The organism is Pseudomonas sp. GW821-FHT09D08 (assembly GCF_059416305.1).
Window position 1 is genome coordinate 40,710 of record NZ_JBWKOX010000026.1, and the last position, 21,534, is coordinate 62,243.

At 63.6% G+C, this 21,534-nt stretch carries 17 protein-coding genes; 3 read left to right on the top strand and 14 right to left on the bottom strand.

Annotated elements, in window-relative coordinates; all coding sequences use genetic code 11:
* Positions 1–9 precede the first annotated feature (9 nt).
* Genes AC07OP_RS28515 through AC07OP_RS28525 form a run of 3 tightly spaced genes read right to left on the bottom strand, consistent with a single transcriptional unit; the run spans position 10 to position 4,156 of the window.
* Entirely contained in the window at positions 10–2,106 is a 2,097-nt protein-coding gene (locus AC07OP_RS28515; protein ID WP_495102984.1) for an efflux RND transporter periplasmic adaptor subunit, read from the bottom strand.
* Positions 2,106–3,428: an efflux RND transporter periplasmic adaptor subunit gene (locus AC07OP_RS28520; protein WP_115487797.1), complete on the bottom strand. Its 1,323-nt coding sequence runs from the start codon at positions 3,426–3,428 to the stop codon at positions 2,106–2,108. The genes AC07OP_RS28515 and AC07OP_RS28520 overlap by 1 nt, the downstream gene beginning before the upstream one ends.
* Positions 3,425–4,156, bottom strand: a complete 732-nt coding sequence (locus tag AC07OP_RS28525) for an efflux RND transporter periplasmic adaptor subunit (RefSeq protein WP_495103000.1) — start codon at positions 4,154–4,156, stop codon at positions 3,425–3,427. The genes AC07OP_RS28520 and AC07OP_RS28525 overlap by 4 nt, the downstream gene beginning before the upstream one ends.
* Before the next feature lie 205 nt (positions 4,157–4,361).
* On the opposite strand from AC07OP_RS28525, the gene AC07OP_RS28530 reads away from it, so the two are divergent.
* Both AC07OP_RS28530 and AC07OP_RS28535 read left to right on the top strand, forming a co-directional pair.
* Positions 4,362–6,524: a PA5441 family protein gene (locus AC07OP_RS28530; protein WP_495102983.1), complete on the top strand. Its 2,163-nt coding sequence runs from the start codon at positions 4,362–4,364 to the stop codon at positions 6,522–6,524.
* Entirely contained in the window at positions 6,521–7,225 is a 705-nt protein-coding gene (locus AC07OP_RS28535) for a DUF3142 domain-containing protein (RefSeq protein ID WP_495102982.1), read from the top strand. The genes AC07OP_RS28530 and AC07OP_RS28535 overlap by 4 nt, the downstream gene beginning before the upstream one ends.
* A 105-nt stretch (positions 7,226–7,330) precedes the next feature.
* Here AC07OP_RS28535 and AC07OP_RS28540 read toward each other — a convergent pair whose 3' ends face one another.
* The 11 genes from AC07OP_RS28540 to AC07OP_RS28590 form a co-directional block, all read right to left on the bottom strand.
* Positions 7,331–9,781, bottom strand: a complete 2,451-nt coding sequence (locus AC07OP_RS28540) for a TonB-dependent siderophore receptor (RefSeq protein ID WP_495102981.1) — start codon at positions 9,779–9,781, stop codon at positions 7,331–7,333.
* Between the two features lie 92 nt (positions 9,782–9,873).
* The gene (locus tag AC07OP_RS28545; protein WP_495102980.1) at positions 9,874–10,824 is read right to left on the bottom strand and encodes a FecR domain-containing protein; all 951 of its coding nucleotides are present in this window, start codon (positions 10,822–10,824) and stop codon (positions 9,874–9,876) included.
* Positions 10,821–11,330: a sigma-70 family RNA polymerase sigma factor gene (locus AC07OP_RS28550; RefSeq protein WP_027608065.1), complete on the bottom strand. Its 510-nt coding sequence runs from the start codon at positions 11,328–11,330 to the stop codon at positions 10,821–10,823. The genes AC07OP_RS28545 and AC07OP_RS28550 overlap by 4 nt, the downstream gene beginning before the upstream one ends.
* 73 nt (positions 11,331–11,403) lie before the next feature.
* Positions 11,404–12,849, bottom strand: coding sequence for an efflux transporter outer membrane subunit (locus AC07OP_RS28555; RefSeq protein WP_495102979.1), 1,446 nt, complete (start codon positions 12,847–12,849; stop codon positions 11,404–11,406).
* Complete coding sequence (locus AC07OP_RS28560) at positions 12,846–13,904, bottom strand: HlyD family secretion protein (RefSeq protein WP_092358600.1); 1,059 nt, start codon at positions 13,902–13,904, stop codon at positions 12,846–12,848. The genes AC07OP_RS28555 and AC07OP_RS28560 overlap by 4 nt, the downstream gene beginning before the upstream one ends.
* Positions 13,905–13,919: 15 nt before the next feature.
* Positions 13,920–15,455, bottom strand: coding sequence for an MFS transporter (locus AC07OP_RS28565; protein ID WP_495102978.1), 1,536 nt, complete (start codon positions 15,453–15,455; stop codon positions 13,920–13,922).
* Between the two features lie 173 nt (positions 15,456–15,628).
* A complete protein-coding gene (locus AC07OP_RS28570; protein ID WP_027608061.1) occupies positions 15,629–16,549 on the bottom strand; it encodes a LysR family transcriptional regulator in 921 nt (306 codons plus the stop codon).
* Positions 16,550–16,608: 59 nt separating this feature from the next.
* Positions 16,609–17,457 (bottom strand): ABC transporter permease, encoded by an 849-nt coding sequence (locus AC07OP_RS28575; protein WP_065940996.1) that lies wholly within the window; start codon positions 17,455–17,457, stop codon positions 16,609–16,611.
* A 12-nt stretch (positions 17,458–17,469) separates the two neighbouring features.
* On the bottom strand, positions 17,470–18,321 hold the full coding sequence (locus tag AC07OP_RS28580) for an ABC transporter ATP-binding protein (protein ID WP_495102977.1): 852 nt from the start codon (positions 18,319–18,321) through the stop codon (positions 17,470–17,472).
* Position 18,322: 1 nt separating this feature from the next.
* Complete coding sequence (locus tag AC07OP_RS28585; RefSeq protein WP_495102976.1) at positions 18,323–19,348, bottom strand: ABC transporter substrate-binding protein; 1,026 nt, start codon at positions 19,346–19,348, stop codon at positions 18,323–18,325.
* 14 nt (positions 19,349–19,362) lie between these two features.
* Positions 19,363–20,256 carry a TauD/TfdA dioxygenase family protein gene (locus tag AC07OP_RS28590; protein ID WP_065940993.1) on the bottom strand — a complete coding sequence of 298 codons (894 nt, stop codon included), beginning with the start codon at positions 20,254–20,256 and terminating at the stop codon, positions 19,363–19,365.
* Between the two features lie 265 nt (positions 20,257–20,521).
* Here AC07OP_RS28590 and AC07OP_RS28595 point away from each other — a divergent pair, with 265 nt between their 5' ends.
* Positions 20,522–21,229 (top strand): GntR family transcriptional regulator, encoded by a 708-nt coding sequence (locus AC07OP_RS28595; RefSeq protein ID WP_065940992.1) that lies wholly within the window; start codon positions 20,522–20,524, stop codon positions 21,227–21,229.
* Positions 21,230–21,534 lie beyond the last annotated feature (305 nt).

The following is a 21,534-nucleotide window of genomic DNA, read 5'->3' on the forward strand; positions in this document are numbered from 1 at the left end:
CTCCTTGGATCAAAAACCACTTTCGCGTACACCCAACGCCGCCATGCGCCGCCAGGCCGCCCCCAGCAATGATTCACTGCGCCCCTGCAAAACCACCACACCGCGCAGTGGATGGGGGGGCGCCGGCGCGTCGTCGAGCAGTTTCAGGCGCGCGCCATACTGCGCCTGCACCGGCTCCGGTCGACGGCTCTCGTCACGGCGTACGGCAATCGGCCCGTGCTGGTCCGACGCCAAGGCTTCCTGGTCGAGGACGGCAACGCCGTTGGCATCCACGTCCAACAGTTCCACCGGCCACGCCGGGCGCATCGGGTCGTCGGCGATAAACCGCCCGCCGGCACCCGGCGCCACGCGCCACAGGTCCGCCTCAGCCAGGTAACCGCGCAGGCGTGTTCCGCCTTCGACAATGCGCGCCAGCGGGTCACGGGTCGACACCCAGCGGCCCGCCACCAACTGCGGCATCAGGTCACGCACCTGCCCAGCCTCGGGCGCGCGCAGCAGCAGGCGCTCACGCCGGGCCTGCAAGCCACGGTATTCGGCCACGGCTTCGGCCAGGCGCTGTTCAAGAATGCCGACATCCGCCGCCGTTTCACTGCGCCCGGCCTGACGGCGCATCTGCAATTGCAGGATGTCGATTTCGCGGCGCACGATCACCGACCGCGAATCAATGTCCGGCGACTCCAGTTCCACCAGCACCGCGCCCCGCTCCACGGTTTGGCCATCGACCACATTCACCTGCTTGACCCGCGCCGCCACCGGTGCATGCAACGCCGTGACCCGCGCCGCCTCAAGCATCGCCGGCACCTCCACGCTGCTGCGCCACGGCACCGCCACCAGCAACAACAGCGCCAGCAGCCCCAGGCCCGTCACCAGCACACGCGGGGTATGCGCCTGCTCGCGCCGGCTCCACCATTCACGACCTTCCTTGAGAATCGGCAGGACAATAAACCAACCCAACTCCACCACCATCAGAAAGATCCCCAGCAGCTTGAAGAACAAGTGGTAGACCGCCAGCGCGATCCCGAAAAACAATGCGGCGCGCCACAGCCACGACAAATAGCCCCACCACAACAGGCGCCGGCGCATGGCGGGCGACCACGCCTCCGGCGCGGGTTCGCCGTAGCCGAACAAGGCCTCGCGCAGACGCCAGCGACACAGGGCGAAGGCGCGTCCTTGCAGGTTGTCGACCTCCCATAGATCGCTGATCAGAAAATAACCATCAAAACGCATGAAGGGGTTGAGGTTGACCACCAGCGTGGTGATCCACGTCGCGCTGGCGAGCATGAATGCGGCGGTGCGCGCCGGCCCGTCCGGCAGCAACGACCAGGCCAGCAAGGCGATGCAGGCCAGCAGCAATTCGGCCATGACCCCACCGGCACCGATCAGCAGCCTCGCCTTGCGATCGTTGACCCGCCAGGCATCACTCACATCGGTGTAGAACAACGGCAACAGCACCATGAACGCCACGCCCATGCTCTGCACCCGACACCCCGCGCGCTTGGCCATGAACGCATGGCCGAATTCATGGCACAGCTTGGCGAAGAACAACGCCACACCAAACGCGAGGGCACCGCCGAGGCTGAACAGATGGGGAAAGGTCGCCAGGAACCGCTCCCAGTCACGGGACACCAGAAACACACCGAGCCCGAGCGTCGCCGGCAACCCGTAGCGCAACAGGCGCGGGCCAAATCGCCGCAGCCACGGCCAGGCACGATTGAGGAAGGCGTCGGGGCGCCACAGGGGAATGCGGAAAAACAGGTATTGGTGCAACGCTTTTTGCCACAGACTCTGGCGTGATGCGGCGGACTTCAAGACGTAGCTGGCGCGCTGTTGCGGGTCCAGCGCGGCGATCAGGTCATGGGCGCGCAGAAACGCCAGCAACTCTTCGAGCTCTGTCTCACCCAACTTCAAGCCCGGCTCGCGGTTAGCCGCGTGCAGCACTTGGGCCGCATCCCCCAGCGCCCAATGACGCAGCAGGCGCATGGCCTGGGCGCCCAACTTGAAGTAGCGGCCGCGCAGCGGGTCGGCCAGGGTCCAGCGTGGCGAGCCGTCCAGGGCCGGGGCAGCAACGGTCAGCTGCAGGTCTTCGCGCAGGCCGGGCAACCCCATTAAAGGCCCACGCTTTGGCGCAGCCCGGCCAAGGGGCGACGCAGCAGGTACAGGGCCAACGGCGCGCGCTGGCCAAACAGCTTGGCGGTACCGCGCAGGCCGATGCGCGGTGGGGGCGATTCGTTGAAGGCTGCGTCGACCCGATAGGCCAACTGCCCGGACGGCGTCGGCTGCGCTTCATAGGCGACGCGCTCGACCCGAGCGGCATAGCGTTGCAGCGGGTCACTGTCGAGAAATAGCGCCACCTCGGCGTCCGTCGCCAGGGCGATGGCGTCACCCACAGCCAACTCGATGCGCAGTTCGGCCTGAGCAGGGTCGGCAATATCCATCAGCCGCTCGCCGGTCTGGATCGGCTTGCCGGTCCAGCGCTCGGCATCGGCGAACACTGCGATGCCATCGCGCTCGGCGCGCACTTCGCTGCGCTTGAGCAACTGTTCGGCATAGTTGCGTTCGGCGCGCTTTTGCTCGACGCGGGCGGCGAGCAAATCGATTTTCGAATTGGACTCGGCATCGGCGAACGCCCGTTGCGCGTTGGCCTTCAATTCGGCTTCCGCCACCCCCAGCGCACGCTGGGCCACATCGGCCTGGGCCTTGAGGGTGGTGCTTTCAAAGCGCACCAGCAGATCGCCACTTTTCACCGCCTGGTTGGGCTTGACCAGAAACTCGGCAATCACCCCATCCAGCGGTGCAGCGACCACCCGCCCCCCCAGCGGCACCACTTGCGCCGGTGCCAGCACTGACTGACGCACCGGAATCAACAGCCCCAGCACGACCGCCGCCGCCAGCAGTAACTGGCGCTTGCGGGTAAACCGCAGGCGCCACGGGCGTCGGGGCTGCAAGGCCAGCCAGGCGTGGCTATAGGTATCGCCCAATTGCGCAAGCAACACCTGCTCCGGTGGGCTCCAGGGCGTATCGCGAGCCAGCCAGACGCCGCCGAACACCTCGCCGTGATGATCGAGCAATGGCAGCCAGAACACGTGGGGCGCCGACAGGCTTTGCCAGTCCTCACGCACTGCCGTACTGAAAGCCTCTATCGGCAGCACGGTCGCAGGTGCAGACCGCCCCTGCTTGAACGCTTCGGCTACGGCATGCTCGACAAACGCCACAAACGGCGCATTCGGCTCGACCATGCTCACCCCGGTCACCGCACGCACTTTGCCGGCGATCAACAGCGCAGCATGGCGAAAGCCGAACAGCGCCTGCCCATCGTTCACCAGACTGTAGGCCAATTGATCGAGGGTGCGAGCGGCGCGGGTGAGGCGTTCAAGGTCAAGGAACCGGGCAAAGAAACGCTCGGCGCTACCCGTCATGGGCGCATTCACTTAAGTGCCTCGAAATGCGCGGTGCCACTCATGCCGGCCAGCAAACCCTCGGCCTTGGGCATGCTCGCTACCAGCAGCAGCGTCTGGCTGCCTTCATCAATGCGCGCACCGAGGCGTTTGACCGTGGCGCTGAACGCTTGGCCGGTTTCGTCGGGGGTGAAACTGAAGGTCTGCCCGGGCTTGAGCTTGCCCATCCAGCGCGACGGCACCAGCAGGTGGATTTCCAGACTGCGGTTATCGACGATTTCCAGCAGCGGCGCACCGGCCGACACGCTTTCATAGCGCTGGACCTTGCGCTGTACCACCTGGCCGTCAAACGGCGCCAGCACGCTGCAGCGCTTGACCTGCACCTGGTAGACCTGGGACTGGGCCTGGGTTTCGGTGAGTTTGGCTTCGGCGCGGGCCACTTCGAAGCGCCCGACGGAGTTCAGCGCAGCCAATTGCTTGTTATGGGCCAGTTCTTCACCAGCACCGCGGCTGGCCGCCGAGGCAGCATTGAGTTGGGCCTGGTAGGCCGAACAATCAAAACGCGCCAGGGTGTCACCCTTCTTGAAGGATTCGCCTTCGCTGAACGGCAGGTCGACGATGCGCCCGGATAATTCGCTGGCCAGCATCGCCTGGTCGCGGGCACGCAATACGCCGCGCGCCTCACTGTCGTTGCTGACGTTCGCCGCAGGCGGATGATCCAGTAATGGGTCGTCAGCCATTACCATCGGCGCCGCAGCCATCAGGCAGGAAAAACTCAATATCCATCCATGCCACTGCTTCATACACAAAGTTCTCCCTAACGATGAGCGCAGTCTAGGGCAGCAAGATTAAATTGCCACTACCCTCAATCGGACAAATCTACGATTTGTGTAGGGCTTCACCGACGCGATTGTCAGATCAAGCTATGATTGCCGCCCTCCAAGGACCCAGGATCAAGGACACGTCATGCGCATCGGTTTTCTCTCCCCCCTGGCACTGGCCCTGCTGGCCGGTATTTCCCAGCAGGCCCAGGCCAGCTCCGACGATTCGTGCTACCCCGATTGGCGTGTCTCGCGTGACAGCCTCGACCCTTGCAACAACGTGCCGTTCCTGAGCCCGGGCAATGACAGCCGGGCCAACCTGCGCCTGTTGCTGGCGGACAAAAAGGCCGCGCCGTTGGTGCCCAAGGCGTTGAGCGAAGATGACCTGGCCCAGGGTTTCGGCCCGGTGCCGTTCCCGGTGTATCGCCTGGCCGCTGCCTCCAGTGCAGAGACCGAGCCCGACTCGGATGATTCGCCTACCGCCGAGCTGGACACCTTGCTGACGCCCCTGGGCATCAAGCGCGAGGCGTACAAAACCGCCGGCGAAGCCTTCCTCAATGGCGAAGGCAGCCGCTGCCGCAGCAACGACGATGACAGCGCCACGGCGTTTATCCGCCAGGTGGTCAAGGCCGACATGCCGGCGGCCGAGCGCGCGCTGCTGGCGAAGGCGCGGCTGCAACTGCTCACCACCTGCACCTGGGATGGCCCGGTGATCGCCGAGCCGCAGCAGATCCAGTCAGCCGACGGCCAACTGTTTCGCACCTACCTGCAAGCCGCCGCCGATTTCTACAGCGGCCGCTTCGCCGAGGCCGCGCAAGGCTTTGCTGGCGTCGGCAGTGCACAGTCGCCGTGGCTGAAGGAAACCGCGCTGTACATGACCGCCCGCACAGCGCTCAACCAGGCCCAGGCCGACACCTATGACGAAGACGGCGTGCCGCACCTGGACCGTGTGGATAAACCCGCATTGGCCACGGCCGAGCAGGGCTTCAAGGCCTACCTGAAAACTTATCCACAGGGCGAATACGCGGCCTCGGCCCACGGCCTGCTGCGCCGGGTGTACTGGCTGGCCGACGACAACACCCAGCTCGCCGACGCGTTCGCCTGGGCACTGACGGCCACCGACGAGCAGCGCAATGTGTCTGAGGATGAGCTGGTAGAAGAAGCTGACCTCAAGCTGTTGATGGTCAACAGCGATACCGTCAAGACCCCGATGATCCAGCTCGTCAGCGACCTGATGGTGATGCGCGGCGGCAACCAGCCGGCCCTCAGCCGCGCCGACCTTGAGAAGCAAAAGGCCGCGTTCGCCAGCGAGCCGGAGCTCTATGAGTACTTGCTGGCCGTGTGTGCGCTGTACATCGAACATCAACCGGATGCTGCCCTGAAGCAGTTGCCGCAAAGCGTGCCGACAAACCTCAACTACTTCGCCTTCAGCCAACAGACCCTGCGCGCCCTGGCCCTGGAAGCCAAGCAGGACTGGAAAGGCGCCGAAGCGCTGTGGCTGCAACTGTTGCCGCTGGCAAAACTGCCGCTGCAACGCGACCAGCTGGAGTTGGCCCTGGCCATGAACTACGAGCGCAGCGGCCAGTTGGCCAAGGTGTTCGCCAGCGATTCGCCGATCAGCGCCAAACAGGTGCGCTACATCCTGCTGCGCAACATCGCCGGGCCTGAACTGCTGCGCCAGCAGATCGCCCAGGCGAGCGATCCGCTGGAACGCCAGACCGCGCAATTCGTGCTGCTCTACAAAGACCTGCTGCACGGCCAGTTCGCCACCTTCGCCGAAGACCTCAAGCAGCTGCCGGCCCAGGCCCCCGAGGACAAGCTGGGCACCAGCCTGGGTTATGTCTACAGCGCCAGCCAGACGCTTAAGCTGTTCCAGTGGAACGGCGACAAGGCCGAGTCCGGCTACGCCTGCCCGAGCATCGCGCAAACCGCAGCGACCTTGCAGACCGACGCGAAGAACCCCCAGGCCCTGAACTGCTTCGGCGAATTCATCCTGCGCAACAACCTGGACGGCATGCCTCTGGAGCAGGCCCGCGCCGCCGGCAGCCTGGGCAGCACCGCTTCGGACTTCAAGGGTGAAACCTTCTCGCGGCTCGACGGTTACCAGCAGGTGATCGGCAACGCCAAGGCGCCGAAAAACGACAAGGCCTACGCCCTGTTCCGCGCCATCAACTGCTACGCGCCGGCCGGCTACAACAGCTGCGGCGGCAAGGACGTCGAACCTGCCGTGCGCAAAGCCTGGTTCCGCCAACTGAAAAGTGGTTTCGCCGACACCCAGTGGGGCAAATCGCTGCAGTACTACTGGTGAAACACCTGTGGCTGGGCATGCTGTTGCTGGCAAGCCCGGCATTCGGTGCCGTCGATGCCCGCGACTACGACGCCTTCTGGCTGTGGAGCGGCGTCACGCCACAGCCGGTACTCAAGCAGGCCAAGACCCTGTACATCCTCCAGGGCCAGATCAACGCCACCCGCCGCGCGCCCCAGCGCGGTGTGCAACTGATCGCCCAAGGCATCAGCGTACCGCGCCTCACCCGCGGCGACGTCTGGGTGGTCTACCGCGCCCACACCCTGCACTGGCCCGAACAGGTCTACACCCAACTGCTCGGCCAGGTACAACGCTGGCGCGACGCAGGCAACCCGGTGGTCGGCATCCAGATCGACTTCGACGCCCGCACCCAATACCTGCACGAATACGCCGACTTCCTGCGCGACCTGCGCCAACGCCTGCCGGCCGATCTGAAACTGAGCATCACCGGCCTGCTGGACTGGAGCAGCAACGCCGACCCCACCGCCATCAGCCAGCTCAAAGGCGTGGTGGATGAGGTGGTGGTGCAGACCTATCAGGGCCGCCAGAGCATCCCGGATTACGCGGCGTATCTGCCACGGATGAACCGGATGGGGCTGCCGTTCAAGATCGGTTTGATTCAGGGTGGAGAGTGGGAGGAGCCGGAGTATTTGCAGGGGAGTGAGTGGTTTCGGGGGTATGTGGTGTTTTTACGCAATCCTTGATGGATGCTTGCTCGCGAAAACCTCAGATTGCCGCGAGCATTCAGAAAGACCCGCGTCATCGTTAACGTTTTTCGCGAGCAAGCTCGCTCCTACATTGGAAGGTGGTTACCAGTCATAGGTCAGGCTGGACACCACCGTACGCCCTTCCCCGTAGTAACAATCCAGGTCGCTGGTGCACTGCGAGACATAGGTCTTGTTGGTGAGGTTCTGCACGTTCATTGCCAGTTTCACGCCCTTGAGCTTGAGCGGCGAAGCGCCCAGGTCGTAGTTCAGGCTGGCGTCATAGACGCTGTACGACGGCACGCTGAACGCGCCTTCGTAGTAATCGCCCAGGCTTTGGCGCGCGTAGCGCACGCCCAGGCCGGCACCGAGGCCGGCGAGCGGGGTGTCGCCGAGTACGGTGTAGTTGACCCACATCGACGCCGTGAGCGGCGAGATGCCAGCGGGGTGGCGGCCTTGGCGACCTTCTTCGTCCTTGGTGTACTTGATGTCGTTGCGCGCGGCCGAGGCGATGATCTCCCAGGCGTCGCTGAGGGCGGCCTTGGCTTCCAGCTCTACGCCGCGCGAACGCATGGCGCCGCTCTGGGTGCTGAAGGTGTCGTTGGGGTTGGTGGTGAGCACATTTTCCTGGTCGAGCTGATAGACCGCGACCTGCACGAAACTCTTCTGGCCCGGCGGCTGGTACTTCATGCCCACTTCGTATTGCTTGCCGGTGGAGGGGTCGAACGGTTTGCGCTGGGCGTCGGTGCCGGTCAGCGGCAGGAACGATTCGGAATAGCTGACAAAAGGTGCCAGGCCGTTATCGAACAGGTACACCAGGCCCGCACGGCCGGTGAAGGCCTCGTCCTTGCTGGCAAAGCGGGTGCCTTGCAGCGGCTCCTTGTTCACCACGCTGGCCCAGTCATAACGCCCACCGAGCACCAGGGCCCACTTATCCAGTTTGATCTGGTCCTGCACATACAGGCCGGTCTGGCTCAGGGTGCGGTCCCAGCGGTACGGTTGGCCGAAATTCAGGCGCTGGCCGTAGACCGGCTTGAACAGGTCGATCACTGGCGGGTTGCGGTCATACAGGCCATAGAACAGCGAGCCGGAGTGGTAGTAATCCAGGCCAGCGATCACCGTATGGGACAACGCACCGGTGTCGAATTCGGCCTGGGCGATGCTGTCCACGCCAAACACTTTGTTGTTCTGCGCCCAGTCCACGCCGAAGCGCTGCAGGTAGCGTTGGTCCTGCACACCGGTGGCCGGGTTGGCGACGAAGCGGTAGCCGTGCAGCGGTGCGGTATAGCGGTCGTCCACCTCGGCGTAGCGCGCGTTCTGCTTGAGGGTCCAGGTGTCGTTGAGGCGATGGGAAATCTCATAGCCCAGCACGTACTGCTCGCGGTTGTACTGGTTGACGCCGGGCTCGCCGATAAACACATCGCGCTTGATCTTGCCGTTGGGGTTGGCCCACAAGGTGCCGGACGCCGGCAACCCTTGGGCCTCGGGCACGCCCTTGTCCTTCTGGTATTGGGCGAACAGCGTCACACGGGTGTCGTCGTTGGGGCGCCAGGTGAGGCTGGGGGCGATGAACTGGCGTTTGTTCTCGACGTAGTTGATCTCGTCCTGTCCGTCGTTGGCCAGGCCGGTGAGGCGGTAGAGGAATTGCCCCTGTTCATCCAGCGGGCCGCTGAGGTCGATGGCCGCACTCTTGTGCTCGTAGGTGCCGGCTTCCAGCACCACCTGGTGCACCGGGGTTTCGCTGGGGCGCTTGCTGACCATATTGACGATACCGCCCGGCTGGTTCTGCCCATACAGCACTGAGGCCGGGCCCTTGAGCACTTCGATGCGCTCCAGGGAGTAGGGCTCGATCTGCAGCGCTCCACCGGTGCTGCCGCCGCCGTAGGGCAGGTGCAAACCGTCAAGGTACAAGGGCGTGGGGGTGAAGCCGCGCGAGGTGGGTTCGTCGAATAACTTGACCCGGTCGGCAAAGCCACCGGCGGTCATGCCCGGGGTGTAGAGCAACGCCTGGGTGACGCTCTGGGCGCCGCGAGCCTTGATCTCGGCGGCGGTGATCACGTTGATGGTCTGGGGGATTTCCACCAATGCCGAATCGGTCTTGCTGCCGGACGCACTGCGCGTGGCGACAAGGCCGTCCACCGGGCCCCAGGCGCTTTCCTCGGCCTGCTGGGCGCTGATCTGAGTCGCGCCGAGCTGCAACGGCCCGGCGGATGACATCGCCTGCAACGACCAACCGCCCTGGGCCTGCACCGCCACCAGGCCGCTGCCCGCCAGCAGCCGCTCCAGGCCGGACCCGACGCCATAACTTCCCAGCAGGCCTGTGGTGCGCTTGCCTTGGGTAAGGGAGGCATCGACCGACAACAAGATGCCCGACGCACTGGCGAACTGGTTCAAGGCCTGATCGAGACTGCCCGCCGGAATGTTGTAGGCACGCAGCGCTTCGGTGCTGTCTTCGGCATGCACCTGGGTCGGCAGCAGCGGCACCGTCGCCAGCAGGCTGACAAACAGGCCACGGCGCAAGGCGCGGGCCAAGGGTTGGATTGGGTGGTGCGGCATTGCAGGACTCCCCGTGAGAACGCTTCTTGATTGGCTTTCAAGAGGTATCCCGAACGGGGCGCGCAAACCGACAAGCATCGATAAAAAAATTTTCAGGCCCGTGCCTTGATGGTCACCCAGTAGCGCGTCACCGACTGCACCTGCACCGGCAGCGAACGCTCCAGGGCCGCGAGGATCGCGTCGGTATCGTTCAACGGGAACACCCCCGTCAGCAGCAGGCCTGACACCGCCTGATCACAACGCAACAGGCCTGGACGATAGCGGCTCAGTTGCGCGACAAACTCGCCCAATGGCTGGCGCTCGGCGATCAGCCGATGCTCGGTCCAACTGCTGGCATTGGCACTTACCGCAGGCAACGCCGAGCTTTGGCGCGAGTTGAACCACAGGCTGTCGCCGGCATTCATCTGCACCGCCGGGCCCTGCAACGGGGTGACCCGCACGCGGCCTTCATACAGGTCGACGCGGCTGCCGTCGGGCAGTTCGCACACGGCAAAACGGGTGCCCAGCGCCTGCACGTCACCGGCCGGGGTTTCGACGATCAAAGGGCGCACCGGGTCGTGGCCACTGGTCAACAGGATCTCGCCACGGATCAGGCGAATGCGCCGCTCGCTGGCGCTGAAACGCAGGTCCACTGCACTGTCGCTGTTGAGGTCCAGGCGCGTGCCGTCGCTGAGGGTCATGTGGCGAATCTCGCCGGTGGTGGTGCGGTAGTCGGCAAAGGCTGCCTGCCAGGGTTCGCTGCGCGGTACCAGGTAGCCGCTGCCGCCCGCCACCAGCAGCAGGCCGAGGAGTTTCAACGCGGCGCGGCGCTGGGTGTCCGGGGTGTCGCGCAACACCGCACGGGCGCTGTTCACGGGCACGCTGCCAAGGGTTTGTTGCAGGTGCTGCAGACGTTGCCAGGCGCGACGGTGTTCCGGATCCGCCGCCTGCCATTGCACAAACGCCTGGCGTTGCTCGCCTTGCAACTCGCCGCTCCAATGCAGCATCAGCCATTCGCTGGCTTGCTCGACAATGGCCGGGGCGATGGGGGCGTCGGGCCTCATTCTGCGTACGCCACCTGGTAGCAGGCGACGATCGCGCGGGTCATGTACTTCTGCACCGAACTGACCGTGACGCCCAGGCGCTCGGCGATCTGCGCGTAGCTCAGGCCTTCGAACTGCGAGAGCAGGAACGCGCGGCGTACGTTGTCGGGCATGCGGTCGAGCATGGCGTCGATCTGCATCAGGGTTTCAAGGATCAGCGCACGGGTTTCCAGGCTCGGCGACTCGGGCTCGGGCAGGTGCGCGATGCTTTCCAGGTAGGCGCGCTCGATACGCAGGCGGCGCCATTGGTCGATCACCAGGTTGCGCGCGATCTGCACCAGGTAGCTGCGGCTTTCCTTGTCACCGGGGTAGCGACCGGAGACCAGTAGGCGCAGGAAGGTGTCCTGCGCCACATCGGCGGCGTGTTCGCGGTCGCCCAGGCGCTTGCGCAGCCAGCCTTGCAGCCAGCCGTGATGGTCGCGGTACAGGAGGTGAAGCTGTTGCTGGCCGTCAGTCGCGGTGTCCATGAAAAGCTCAGATACATTATTGAGAGCAATTATCATTACACCTTGTTTCGCGGCTGGCAAAACTCTTTGTGGTTCAGCGCTCGGCGGTTTGCAGCGGATACACCGATTCCCACCCCCCGCCCAACGCCTTGTACAAGCCGACCATGGCCAACGACACGCCAGTAGAACTCTCCACCCACTGCTCCTGCGTGGCCAGCAGCGCGCTTTGCACGGTGAGCACGTTGACGAAATCCACCACGCCTTCAACGTATTGGTGCTGTGCGGTGGTCAGGGCGATCTGGTTCTGGCGCACGGCTTCGGCGAGGCTGTCGCGTCGCAGTTGGCTGGCGTTGTAGCGGGTCAGTTGGTCGTCGATTTCATGCCAGGCGCGCAGCACGGTGTGCTGGTAGGCCAGGGCCGCTTCCTGTTGCTGGGCTTCGCGCAGGTCCAGCATGCCTTGCAGGCGGCCGCCGTTGAACAGCGGCAGGCTCACTTGCGGGCCGAAGGCAAACGCGCGGGAGCCCCAGGAGCCGAAATCCGACAGTTGCATGGCCTGGGAACCGAGGCTGCCGGACAAGGTGATGCGCGGGTAAAAATCGCCTTTGGCCACGCCGATGCTGGCGGTGGCGGCGTGCAGGCGCGCCTCGGCCTGGCGGATATCCGGACGGCGCTCGGCGAGTTCCGACGGCAGACCGATGGCGACCTGGCGTTGGGTCTGCGGTACGGCGGCGTCCTTGGACAATTGCGCGTGCAGGGCTTGCGGTGGCTCGCCCATCAATAGGCTGAGGGCGTTGATCAACTGGTCCTGGCGTTGCTGCAGATCCGGCAGACGCGCTTCGATGGCGGCGACCTGGGCGGCGGCTTCGGCGACGTCCAGGTCGGTGGCCACGCCGTCAGCCAGGCGCAACTGCGAGAGCTTGAGGCTGTGGCGGGCGACGTCGAGGTTTTGCTCGGTCACCGCGCGGGTGTTCTGTACGCCACGCAGCTGGATGTAGTCCTGGGCGGTCTCGGCCAGTACCGACAACAGCACGGCGCGGCGGTCGTTTTCCGCCACTTGCAGGGTGGCGTCGGCGGCTTCGGTTTCGCGTTTGACCCGTCCCCAGAAGTCCAGCTCCCACGACGCCGAGAAGCCCGCGTCCCACTGGTTGAACGCGGAACGGCCGTTTTCGCCGGAGGGGTCGTTCAAGCCTTTGCCGCTGTTGCGTTTGCGCTGGTAGGCGCCCGTGGCGTCGACAGCGGGATAACGCTCGGCGGTGGTCACCTGGCGCACCGCACGGCTTTGTTGCAGGCGGCTGCTGGCCAGTTTCAGGTCGAGGTTATCGGTCAGCGCGCGGCGCGTGAGGGCCGACAGTTGCTCGTCGTGGAACACGTCCCACCAGCGCTCTTGCAGCGGATCACTCACTGCTCGGCTGGCGGCTTGTCGCCCTTGAGGTTCGCTCCATCGCGTGGCTTGCGGCGTGTGCGGGCGCTGAAAGTCCGGACCGACAGTGCAGGCACTCAGGCTGATAACACTCAGGGTGAGCCAGGCAAGGTGTCTCATTGCTGGGCCACCTCACGCTGCGGCGCGACCGGCTGGGTGTCGACGCTGGCCTCGACCGACATGCCGACCCGCAGGCGCTCGGTCAGCGGTTGGTTGGGTTCGAGGACGATTTTCACCGGGATACGCTGCACCACCTTGGTGAAGTTGCCGGTCGCGTTGTCCGGCTTGACCGATGCGAAGGTCACACCCGTGGCAGGTGCGAGGCTCTCCAGGTGGCCGTTGAGCAGCTCCCCGTCGAGGCTGTCGACCCGCACCTGCACGGCCTGGCCGGCGTGCATATGGGACAGCTGGGTTTCCTGGAAATTGGCGACCACGTAGGCCTCGGCCAACGGCACCACCGCGAGGATCTTGCTGCCCGGGGTCACATAGGCCCCCACCCGCACCGCGCGCTCACCAACCATGCCATCCACCGGCGCGACGATGCGCGTGTAGGACAGCTGATAACTGGCCATTTCCAACGCGGCCTGGGCACGCTTGAGTCCACCTTCGGCCGCATCGCGCTGGGCCGTGAGGATTTCCACCTGCTTGCGCTCGGCCGCCAGCACCGCCGTGGCGTTAGCCAGGCGCGCGGTGGCCTGGTCGATGCGGGTCTTGGCTTGCTGGGCGTTCTGCACGGTGCCCGCGCCCACGCCGGCAAGGTGGTTGTAGCGGTTCAGTTCATGTTCGGCGAAGGCGACTTCGGCGCGGTCTGCCGCCACGGTGGCCTGGGCCTGGGCGATCACCGAGGTTTGGCGCTCCAGGGTCGCGGTGGCGTTTTTCAGCTGGGCCTGGGCGACCAGGGTGTCGGCGTCGGCGGCCTGGGCGGCGGCGCGAAAATCGCGGTCGTCGATCAGCGCCAACAGTTGGCCGGCCTTGACGCGCTGGTTGTCTTCCACCAGCACTTCCTTGATAAAGCCCGCCACACGTGGCGCCACCAGGGTGAAATCGGCGGCGACGAAGGCGTCGTTGGTGGCCTGGCGCTTGTTGCCCAACAGGCCGGGCGCGACCAGGTAGACCAGCACGCCGACGGCAAACACGGCGATAACGGAGACGGCGATTTTGTCTTTGCGTTTCATGGGAAGTCCTTGTGGCTAGGTCGGTGCGCGAGGCGGAAAAATCCGCGTGGGCATCCAGAAAATCAGCAGGATCAACGCCACCGCGACAGCGGCCATGACGTAATAGAGGTCCGAAGAAGTCAGCACCACGGCCTGCTCGTGCAGGCGGTGGGCCAGGCCCGGCGCATCGCCGTCGGCCAGGGGCGAGTTACCCAGGCGGTCCACCAGCATGGTCGAGTGAAAGTGCAGGCGCTGGGTGGTCAGCGCATCCAGCACGCCGGTGGCAATCACGGCAGCCAGGCCTTTGACGGTGTTGAACCAGGCCGAGGCGAACGGCCCATCCGCCGGTTGAATGCTGCCGGTGGAGAGCATCAGCAGCGGCAACACCGCCATGGGCTGCCCGAAGATTTGCAGCAGGTACAGGCCGTAGAAATCGTCGCGAATCCATGCCGAGGTCAGGTGCGCGCTGCCCACGCAGCACAGCACCAACATCCCCAGCCCGATCCCCAGGACCCAGCGGCAATCGACCCAGCGCAGGTTGCACAACGCCGCCACCAGCGGCAGCGCGATCAATTGCGGCAGCGCCATCAGCAGCATCACCGGCGCGGTTTGCAATGGGCGATAACCCTGGACCTGAGCGAGGAAACTCGAGGGGATGATGATCACCGAGGTCAGCACCATCAGCACGCCTGCCAGCACGATCAGGGCAAACGCCAGGTTGCGCAGGCCGAGCATCTGCAACTTGAAGAACGGCATCGGGTGCGACCATTCATTGAACATGAACAGCACCAACAGCACTGCGCCGCCACTCAACAGAAAGGTGATCAGGCCCGACTCGAACCAGTCCAGGCGATTGCCCTGCAGGATGCCGATCACCAGCATGCAGATCGCCGGAAACCCCAGCAGAAGACCGCGCCAATTGAATTGCTTGAAGCGCTCCAGGCGCAGTGGGTCTTGCGGCAAACCGTAGGCCACGGCGGCCATGGCCAGCAGGCATGGCCCGACGATCTGCCAGAACGCCCACTGCCAGCCGACGTATTCGGTCCACAGCGCCGCCAACGGCGTGCCGAGGCTCGGCCCGAAGGTGGCGGTGAGTGCATAGCCGGCCAGGCCATACAGCTTGACGTTGGCCGGCAGGAAGCGCAGCGCCACGGTCATCAGCATCGGCGGCAAGGCACCGCCCGCCAGGCCCTGGACGGTACGCAGCAGCAGCAGGCTTTGGTAGTTCGGCGCAAACGGGCACAGGATCCCGAGCACGGTGAACAGGCCAATGGCGCACAGGGTGAAACGCCGCAGGGAAAACGTCACCGAACACCAGGGCGCAAAGGCCATGGCCGACACGGAAGTGGCCGTGTACGCGGCCACCAGCCAGGTGCCTTCGTCAAAGCCGATGTACAGCGCGCCGCGAATATCCGCGAGGGCCACCTTGGTGACCATCTCGTTGAGGCCGGACACCAGCACCGCCAGCAACACGCCGAGCAGGCCGATGATGATGCGCGGGCCAAATACAGGCGGGGTGATGGCGGTGGGTTTGGCTGCGGCCGCAAGGGTGGGGGCAGCGAGGGAAGTCATGAACAGGCAGCTCGGGATTAGAAATACCCGAGCAGTTTAATCAGGCACATGCATGACAAAAAGTTACTTATTGGCAGCTTATAACTGCACGAAACACAATCCTGAATCCGTTAAAAATCCCATGTGGAGGGGGCTTGCTCTCTCCCACATTTTGACCGTGCATGGCTTGTAGATCAGGTGGGTTGGGCTTCCAGCCAGGTGGCGTGGCAGCTCTCACGCATCGTCTCGCGCAGCCACTTATGAGCCGGGTCTTTGTCGAAGCGCGGGTGCCAGGATTGGGCCAATACCAACGTCGGCAGCGAGATCGGCAACGCAAACGCGCGCAGTGGCAGCTTCAAGCGGTTGGCGCTCAACAGGGCTTCCTTGGGCACCGGCAGAATCAGGTCGGAATCGGGCAACATGAACATCGCACCGTGAAAACCCGGGGCGATCATCGCCACCCGCCGCTCCAGGCCCTGGGCATTCAACGCGGTGTCGATCGGCCCACGGGCGATGCCACGCCGCGAGATACTGATATGGGAATAGCTGGCGAAGCGCGCGGCGGTGATCTCGTCGTCAAACAACGGATGGTCCTCCCGCGCGAGGCCCACGAAGGTGGTGGAAAACAGGTTCTGTACCTTCACTTCCGGAGTGACCGGCATGGTGTTGCTCACGCGCAGGTCCAGCCGCCCTTCGCGCAGGGCTTCATCATCGGTGTCGCCTTCAGGCACGAAACACAGCTCGCACAGTGGCGCCATGCGCTCCATGGTGTCGAACAGCCGACCGCCATACACGCCGATGAAAAAGTCATTGGCGCGCACACTGAAGCGACGGCGCAAGGTGCTCAAATCAACCTGATCCGCCGAGCGAAACAGCAACGCCGCCTGCTCCACCACGTTGCGCACCTGGCCTTGCAACTGCAAGGCCTTGGGCGTCGGCACCAGGCCGCGACCGGCGCGCACCAGGATCGGGTCGCCTACCGCTTCGCGAATACGTGTGAGGGTACGGCTCATGGCCGCCGGACTGAGGTTCATCCGCCGCGCGGCGCCCACCACGCTGCCCTCATCGAGCAGGGCGTCGAGGGCGACCAACAGGTTCATGTCGGGTAGTTGCATGCCAAGCACTCGTGGTCAGTCGGGAGTGAGCTGGCCGCAATCGTAGCAGGCTGGGGGTATCAGCGCTGCATGCCCCACCGTTTCACGGTTAGCCGCTCGAAGGTGTCGAACACCAGGTTTTCCACCAGCAGGCCGATCAGGATCACCACCGCCAGGCCGGCGAATACCTTGTCGGTGTACAGCTCGTTGCGGTTCTGGAAGATGTACCAGCCCAGGCCGCCCTTGCCGCTGGTCGCACCGAATACCAGCTCGGCGGCGATCAGGGTGCGCCAGGCGAAGGCCCAGCCGATTTTCAGCCCGGCGAGGATCGACGGCAGTGCCGCCGGGATCAGGATGAACAGCACGAAACGCATGCCCTTGAGGCCATAGTTACGACCGGCCATGCGCAGGGTTTCGGACACGCCGAGAAACCCGGAATAGGTGTTGAGCGCCAGCGCCCACAACACCGAATGCACCAGCACAAAAATCAGGCTGTTCTGGCCCAGGCCGAACCACAGCAGCGCCAGCGGCAATAACGCAATGGCCGGCAGTGGGTTGAACATCGAGGTCAGGGTGCTCAGTAGGTCACGGCCCAGTTGCGTCGACACCGCGAGGGTGGTCAGGGCAAACGCCAGCACGATGCCGATCAGGTAGCCCTTGATCAGCACCACCAGCGAGATGCTCACCTTGCCCAGCAGTTCGCCACTGAGCAGGCCGTCATAGAGCGCGTGAAAGGTCTGCAGGAAGCTGGGCAGCAGCAGGTCGTTGTTCTGGTAACGCGCGACGGCTTCCCAAAGGATCGCGAGCACGATCAGGATCAGGCCCTTGCGTAGCCAGCCTTGCTGCCACAGGCGTTGGCGCAGGGGCAGTTCGCGTTCCACGGGGACGCTGAGCAGCGGCTCAAGGTTGATTTCGTATTCCTGGCGCATTGGGTTGTCCCCTTAGTAAGCGATGCGGATGTCGGCGAAACCCAACTCACGTTCGGCCTCGGGCGCTTCATCGAACAACAGGCGATGAATCCGCCGCGCCGACGCCTGGAACTCCACGCCACCGAGGCTGTGCAGGTCGTATTGATGGCTGTGGATTTCCGCACGCACGCGCCCCGGATGCGGTGACAGCAATAGGATGCGATTGCCCACCACCAGCGCTTCTTCGATGGAGTGGGTGACGAACAGCAGGGTGAAGCGCACTTCTTCCCAGAGCAGCAGCAATTCTTCCTGCATCTTGCGCCGGGTCAGGGCGTCGAGGGCGGCGAAGGGTTCGTCCATCAGCAGGATCTTCGGCTGCATGGCCAGGGCGCGGGCGATGGCCACGCGGGCTTTCATACCGCCGGAAAGGGTGTGCGGGTAAGCGTCGGCAAAGGCGCTGAGGCCGACTTTGTCGAGGTAGTGCAGCGCCCGTTCTTCGGCTTCGCGACGCGGTAAAGTCTTCGACGCCAGCAGCGGAAACATCACGTTCTGCTTGACGGTTTTCCACGGCGGCAGCTGGTCGAACTCCTGGAACACCACGATGCGGTCCGGGCCCGGCTGTTCGACCTTTTGCCCCAGCAGGCGGATCTCGCCTTCGCAGGGTTTGATAAACCCGGCAATGGACTTGAGCAGTGTGGATTTGCCGCAACCCGATGGGCCGAGCAACACGTAGCGATCCGCCGGGTCGATCTCGAAACTGACCTGGTGAGTGGCGCGCACCACGCGCTCGGGGGTGCGGTATTCCAGGCTGACGTTATCCACCGCCAACAACGGCGCGGCGGTGTGCAGGTTGCTGGCCGCGTGGCCTTGCAAGGGCGCGTTCATCTCAACTTCCTTGCAGGGGCTTGGCGTCCTGGAAGAAGTAGTCCTTCCACGATTCAGGCTTGTTCTTGATGGCGCCGACGCGGTAGAGGAATTCCGCCAGCGGGTAGGTGTTTTTTGGCGTGACGCTGAATTCGAATTGTGGGTTGTCGATGATTTTCAGCAACTCAGCGCGGTCGATCTTGGCCTTGGTGACGCGGATGTAAGTGTCGGCCGCAGCGCCTTTATCGTTCTGGGCGAATTGCGCGGCTTCGGTCAACGCCTCGACAAATGCCTTGTAGGTTTTCGGGTTGTCGTTACGGAATTTTTCGGTGGCGAACAGCACCGTTGGCGAGTTCGGACCCAGCAGGTCGTAGGTGTTCAGCACCACATGCACGTTAGGGTTGGCCAGGGCCTGGTCCTGGAACGGCGGGTTGGAAAAGTGCCCGGTCAGTTCGGTGCCGCCGGCGATCAGGGCAGCCGTGGCATCCGGGTGCGGGACGGCGACGGTGTACTTGTCGAGGCGATTGAATTCCTTGTCGCCCCATTGCTTGGCGGCGGCGTATTGCAGGAAGCGCGACTGCACCGACACGCCCACCGCGGGCACGGCGATACGGTCCTTGTCGGTGAAATCGGCAATGGTCTTGACCTTGGGATTGTTACTGACCAGGTAGTAGGGGAAGTTGCCCAGGGAGGCCACGGCCTTGACGTTCTGCTTGCCATGGGTGCGGTCCCAGATGGTCAACAGCGGGCCGACGCCGGCACCGGCGATATCGATCGAGCCGGAGAGCAGTGCGTCGTTGACCGCTGCGCCGCCGGACAGCTGGGTCCAATCGACCTTGATGTCGAGACCTTCCTGCTTGCCGTATTTTTCGATCAGGTTCTGGTCGCGCACTACGTTAAGCAGCAGGTAGACGATACCGAACTGTTCGGCGATGCGGATCTCGCCTTCGGCCTGCGCAGCCACCGGAGCCAGCAGGCTGCCGGCCAACAGGCTGATACCGAGGCCGACGGTCGTGGCCAGCCGTGCAAATGGGGTTTTCCTGGACATGGTCATGCTCCGAATCAGAAAGGCGCGTCGCCCTGGATGGTGGTGCGAAACAGCTTGCGGCGCAGATGGCTCGGGCAACCGGCGGCCAGGTGGATCAGCGAGCGGTTGTCCCAGAACACCAGGTCGTGGGGCTGCCATTGGTGGCGGTAGATGTTGTGCGGCAGCACACTGTGGGCGTAGAGCTGGGCCAGCAGGTCGCGGCTTTCGTCTTCCGGCAGGCCGACGATGCGGGTGGTGAAGCCTTCGCTGACGAACAGTGCCTTGCGGCCGTTTTCCGGGTGGGTGCGCACGATGGGGTGAACCACTTCCGCGACTTGGGCAAGCTGCTCGGGCGTCAACGTCGGGCGCCAGTTGCCTTCGAATTTGGTTTCGCTGTAGCGCGCGGTATAAGAGTGCGCGGCACTGCGGCCTTCCACGGCTTTGCGCAGGTGCTCGGGCAGTTGGTCCCAGGCTTTGTGCATGTCGGCAAACAGGGTATCGCCGCCTTCGGACGGCAGCTCCTGGGCGTGGAGCATCGAGCCCAGGCTCGGCAGCTCTTTATAAGACAGGTCCGAGTGCCAGAATTTGCCTGCGTCACCCAGGCCGATGGATTGGCCGTTTTCGATGATGTTGGAGACGATCAGGATTTCCGGGTGGTTGGCCAGCAGGAACTGCTTGAGCACGTGGATCTGCAGGACGCCAAAGCGGCGGCTGAAAGCGATCTGTTGTTCGGGGGTGATGCGTTGGTCGCGGAACACCACGACGTGGTGATCCAGGTGCGCGCGATGAATGCGGGCGAAATCCTGGTCGTTGACTGGCCGGGACAAATCCAGGCCGACAATCTCGGCACCGACGCTGCCGGGCAGTGGTCGAATCTCGAACGTTTGAGTGGCAAGGGTCGCTGTTGGAACAGTAGAGGTGGCGGACATGAGTTCACTCCCGGTCAGACAGGAGAGTGACTTTATAGGCATAAGAACGGTAATTTAAATACCGTTAGGGAATATATATATGCGGTAATGTCGCAATACGTCAGCGGCGTGTCAGACCTGGCAAAACCCGCGCGTGGGCCGCCGGAGTCGCACGTTGAAACGCTTACAAGCCGAAACCGTGCCCGTTTGACAAGCCTATGGGCAGCCTCTAGTGTGCATTGGATCCAATTAGCCACCCTATTTTAATAAGGAGGATAGCGTAACCGTGACGCAGAAGCCGAACCCGTTGAACAGCATCAAGATCACCGGCCCTATTCCTGCCCATCTTGCTCGCTCCGTGATTGAAGAAACCTTGCGCAATGCCATCCTTGATGGCCGCTTGCCCTGCGGTACCGCCATGCGCCAGCAGGAGCTGGCCAGCCTGTTCGGGGTCAGCCGCATGCCGGTGCGTGAAGCCTTGCGCCAGTTGGAGGCGCAATCACTGCTGCATGTGGTCACCCACAAGGGCGCCGTGGTTGCACCGTTGATCGAAGACAATTCGGCTGAGACCTATGAGCTGCGAATGTTGCTGGAGTCTGAAGCACTGCGTTTGTCGATTCCCTTGCTGACCGAAGCCGATATCACCGAGGCAGACACGCTCATCTGTGCCCTGGAACAGGAAAAAGACTACACCGAGATTGGTCGTCTCAATCGCCTGTTCCACATGACCCTGTATGGCAAGGCCCCCAACCAGCGGCTGCTCAAGCTGGTGGAGCACGGGCTGAATGAGGAGGAGCGCTTCCTGCGTTTCAACCTCGAGGCGATGGGGCTGGGCGAGACTTCCCAGGAAGACCACCGTGAACTGCTGAACCTGGTGACACAAAAGAAGGTCGAGGAAAGCATCCTGACGCTGCGTAATCACCTGATGCGCGGGATGGACGTGATCACAACCTATCTCGATAACCTCGACGCCGCCGCAAAGAAGACGCTCTAACATGGCGTAAGGTCGCTCGGCTTGCCCGTCGAGCACTGCGGGGTTCCCTACCTGGCCAAGTAGCGCCCCGCGCAGAAGAAACTTCCCACTCTTATAAAGTAAGTTACCGACAGCTTATATTATTTAGAAAAACATCTAATGCATTCATATACTGGCCAACTTGTTTAACCCGCTTATTATCTTTCATCACTAAACCAGCCACTTAATTCGACCGTGCAGTCCCACTTGCGTGAGCGCGCGTGCGCGCAAAGCCTGGTTTACATCTTTCTTATCTTTTTGCGGCATACAAAAGCCCAACGTTGTTT

Excerpts from the sequence above, each read along its gene's own strand:
- AC07OP_RS28565 (WP_495102978.1), bottom strand. The coding sequence starts at position 15,455 with ATGACTTCCCTCGCTGCCCCCACCCTTGCGGCCGCAGCCAAACCCACC.
- AC07OP_RS28525 (WP_495103000.1), bottom strand. The coding sequence starts at position 4,156 with ATGGCTGCGGCGCCGATGGTAATGGCTGACGACCCATTACTGGATCAT.
- AC07OP_RS28550 (WP_027608065.1), bottom strand. The coding sequence starts at position 11,330 with ATGGACACCGCGACTGACGGCCAGCAACAGCTTCACCTCCTGTACCGC.
- AC07OP_RS28590 (WP_065940993.1), bottom strand. The coding sequence starts at position 20,256 with ATGTCCGCCACCTCTACTGTTCCAACAGCGACCCTTGCCACTCAAACG.
- AC07OP_RS28530 (WP_495102983.1), top strand. The coding sequence starts at position 4,362 with ATGCGCATCGGTTTTCTCTCCCCCCTGGCACTGGCCCTGCTGGCCGGT.
- AC07OP_RS28545 (WP_495102980.1), bottom strand. The coding sequence starts at position 10,824 with ATGAGGCCCGACGCCCCCATCGCCCCGGCCATTGTCGAGCAAGCCAGC.
- AC07OP_RS28515 (WP_495102984.1), bottom strand. The coding sequence starts at position 2,106 with ATGGGGTTGCCCGGCCTGCGCGAAGACCTGCAGCTGACCGTTGCTGCC.
- AC07OP_RS28580 (WP_495102977.1), bottom strand. The coding sequence starts at position 18,321 with ATGAACGCGCCCTTGCAAGGCCACGCGGCCAGCAACCTGCACACCGCC.
- AC07OP_RS28585 (WP_495102976.1), bottom strand. The coding sequence starts at position 19,348 with ATGTCCAGGAAAACCCCATTTGCACGGCTGGCCACGACCGTCGGCCTC.
- AC07OP_RS28560 (WP_092358600.1), bottom strand. The coding sequence starts at position 13,904 with ATGAAACGCAAAGACAAAATCGCCGTCTCCGTTATCGCCGTGTTTGCC.
- AC07OP_RS28575 (WP_065940996.1), bottom strand. The coding sequence starts at position 17,457 with ATGCGCCAGGAATACGAAATCAACCTTGAGCCGCTGCTCAGCGTCCCC.
- AC07OP_RS28555 (WP_495102979.1), bottom strand. The coding sequence starts at position 12,849 with ATGAGACACCTTGCCTGGCTCACCCTGAGTGTTATCAGCCTGAGTGCC.
- AC07OP_RS28540 (WP_495102981.1), bottom strand. The coding sequence starts at position 9,781 with ATGCCGCACCACCCAATCCAACCCTTGGCCCGCGCCTTGCGCCGTGGC.
- AC07OP_RS28570 (WP_027608061.1), bottom strand. The coding sequence starts at position 16,549 with ATGCAACTACCCGACATGAACCTGTTGGTCGCCCTCGACGCCCTGCTC.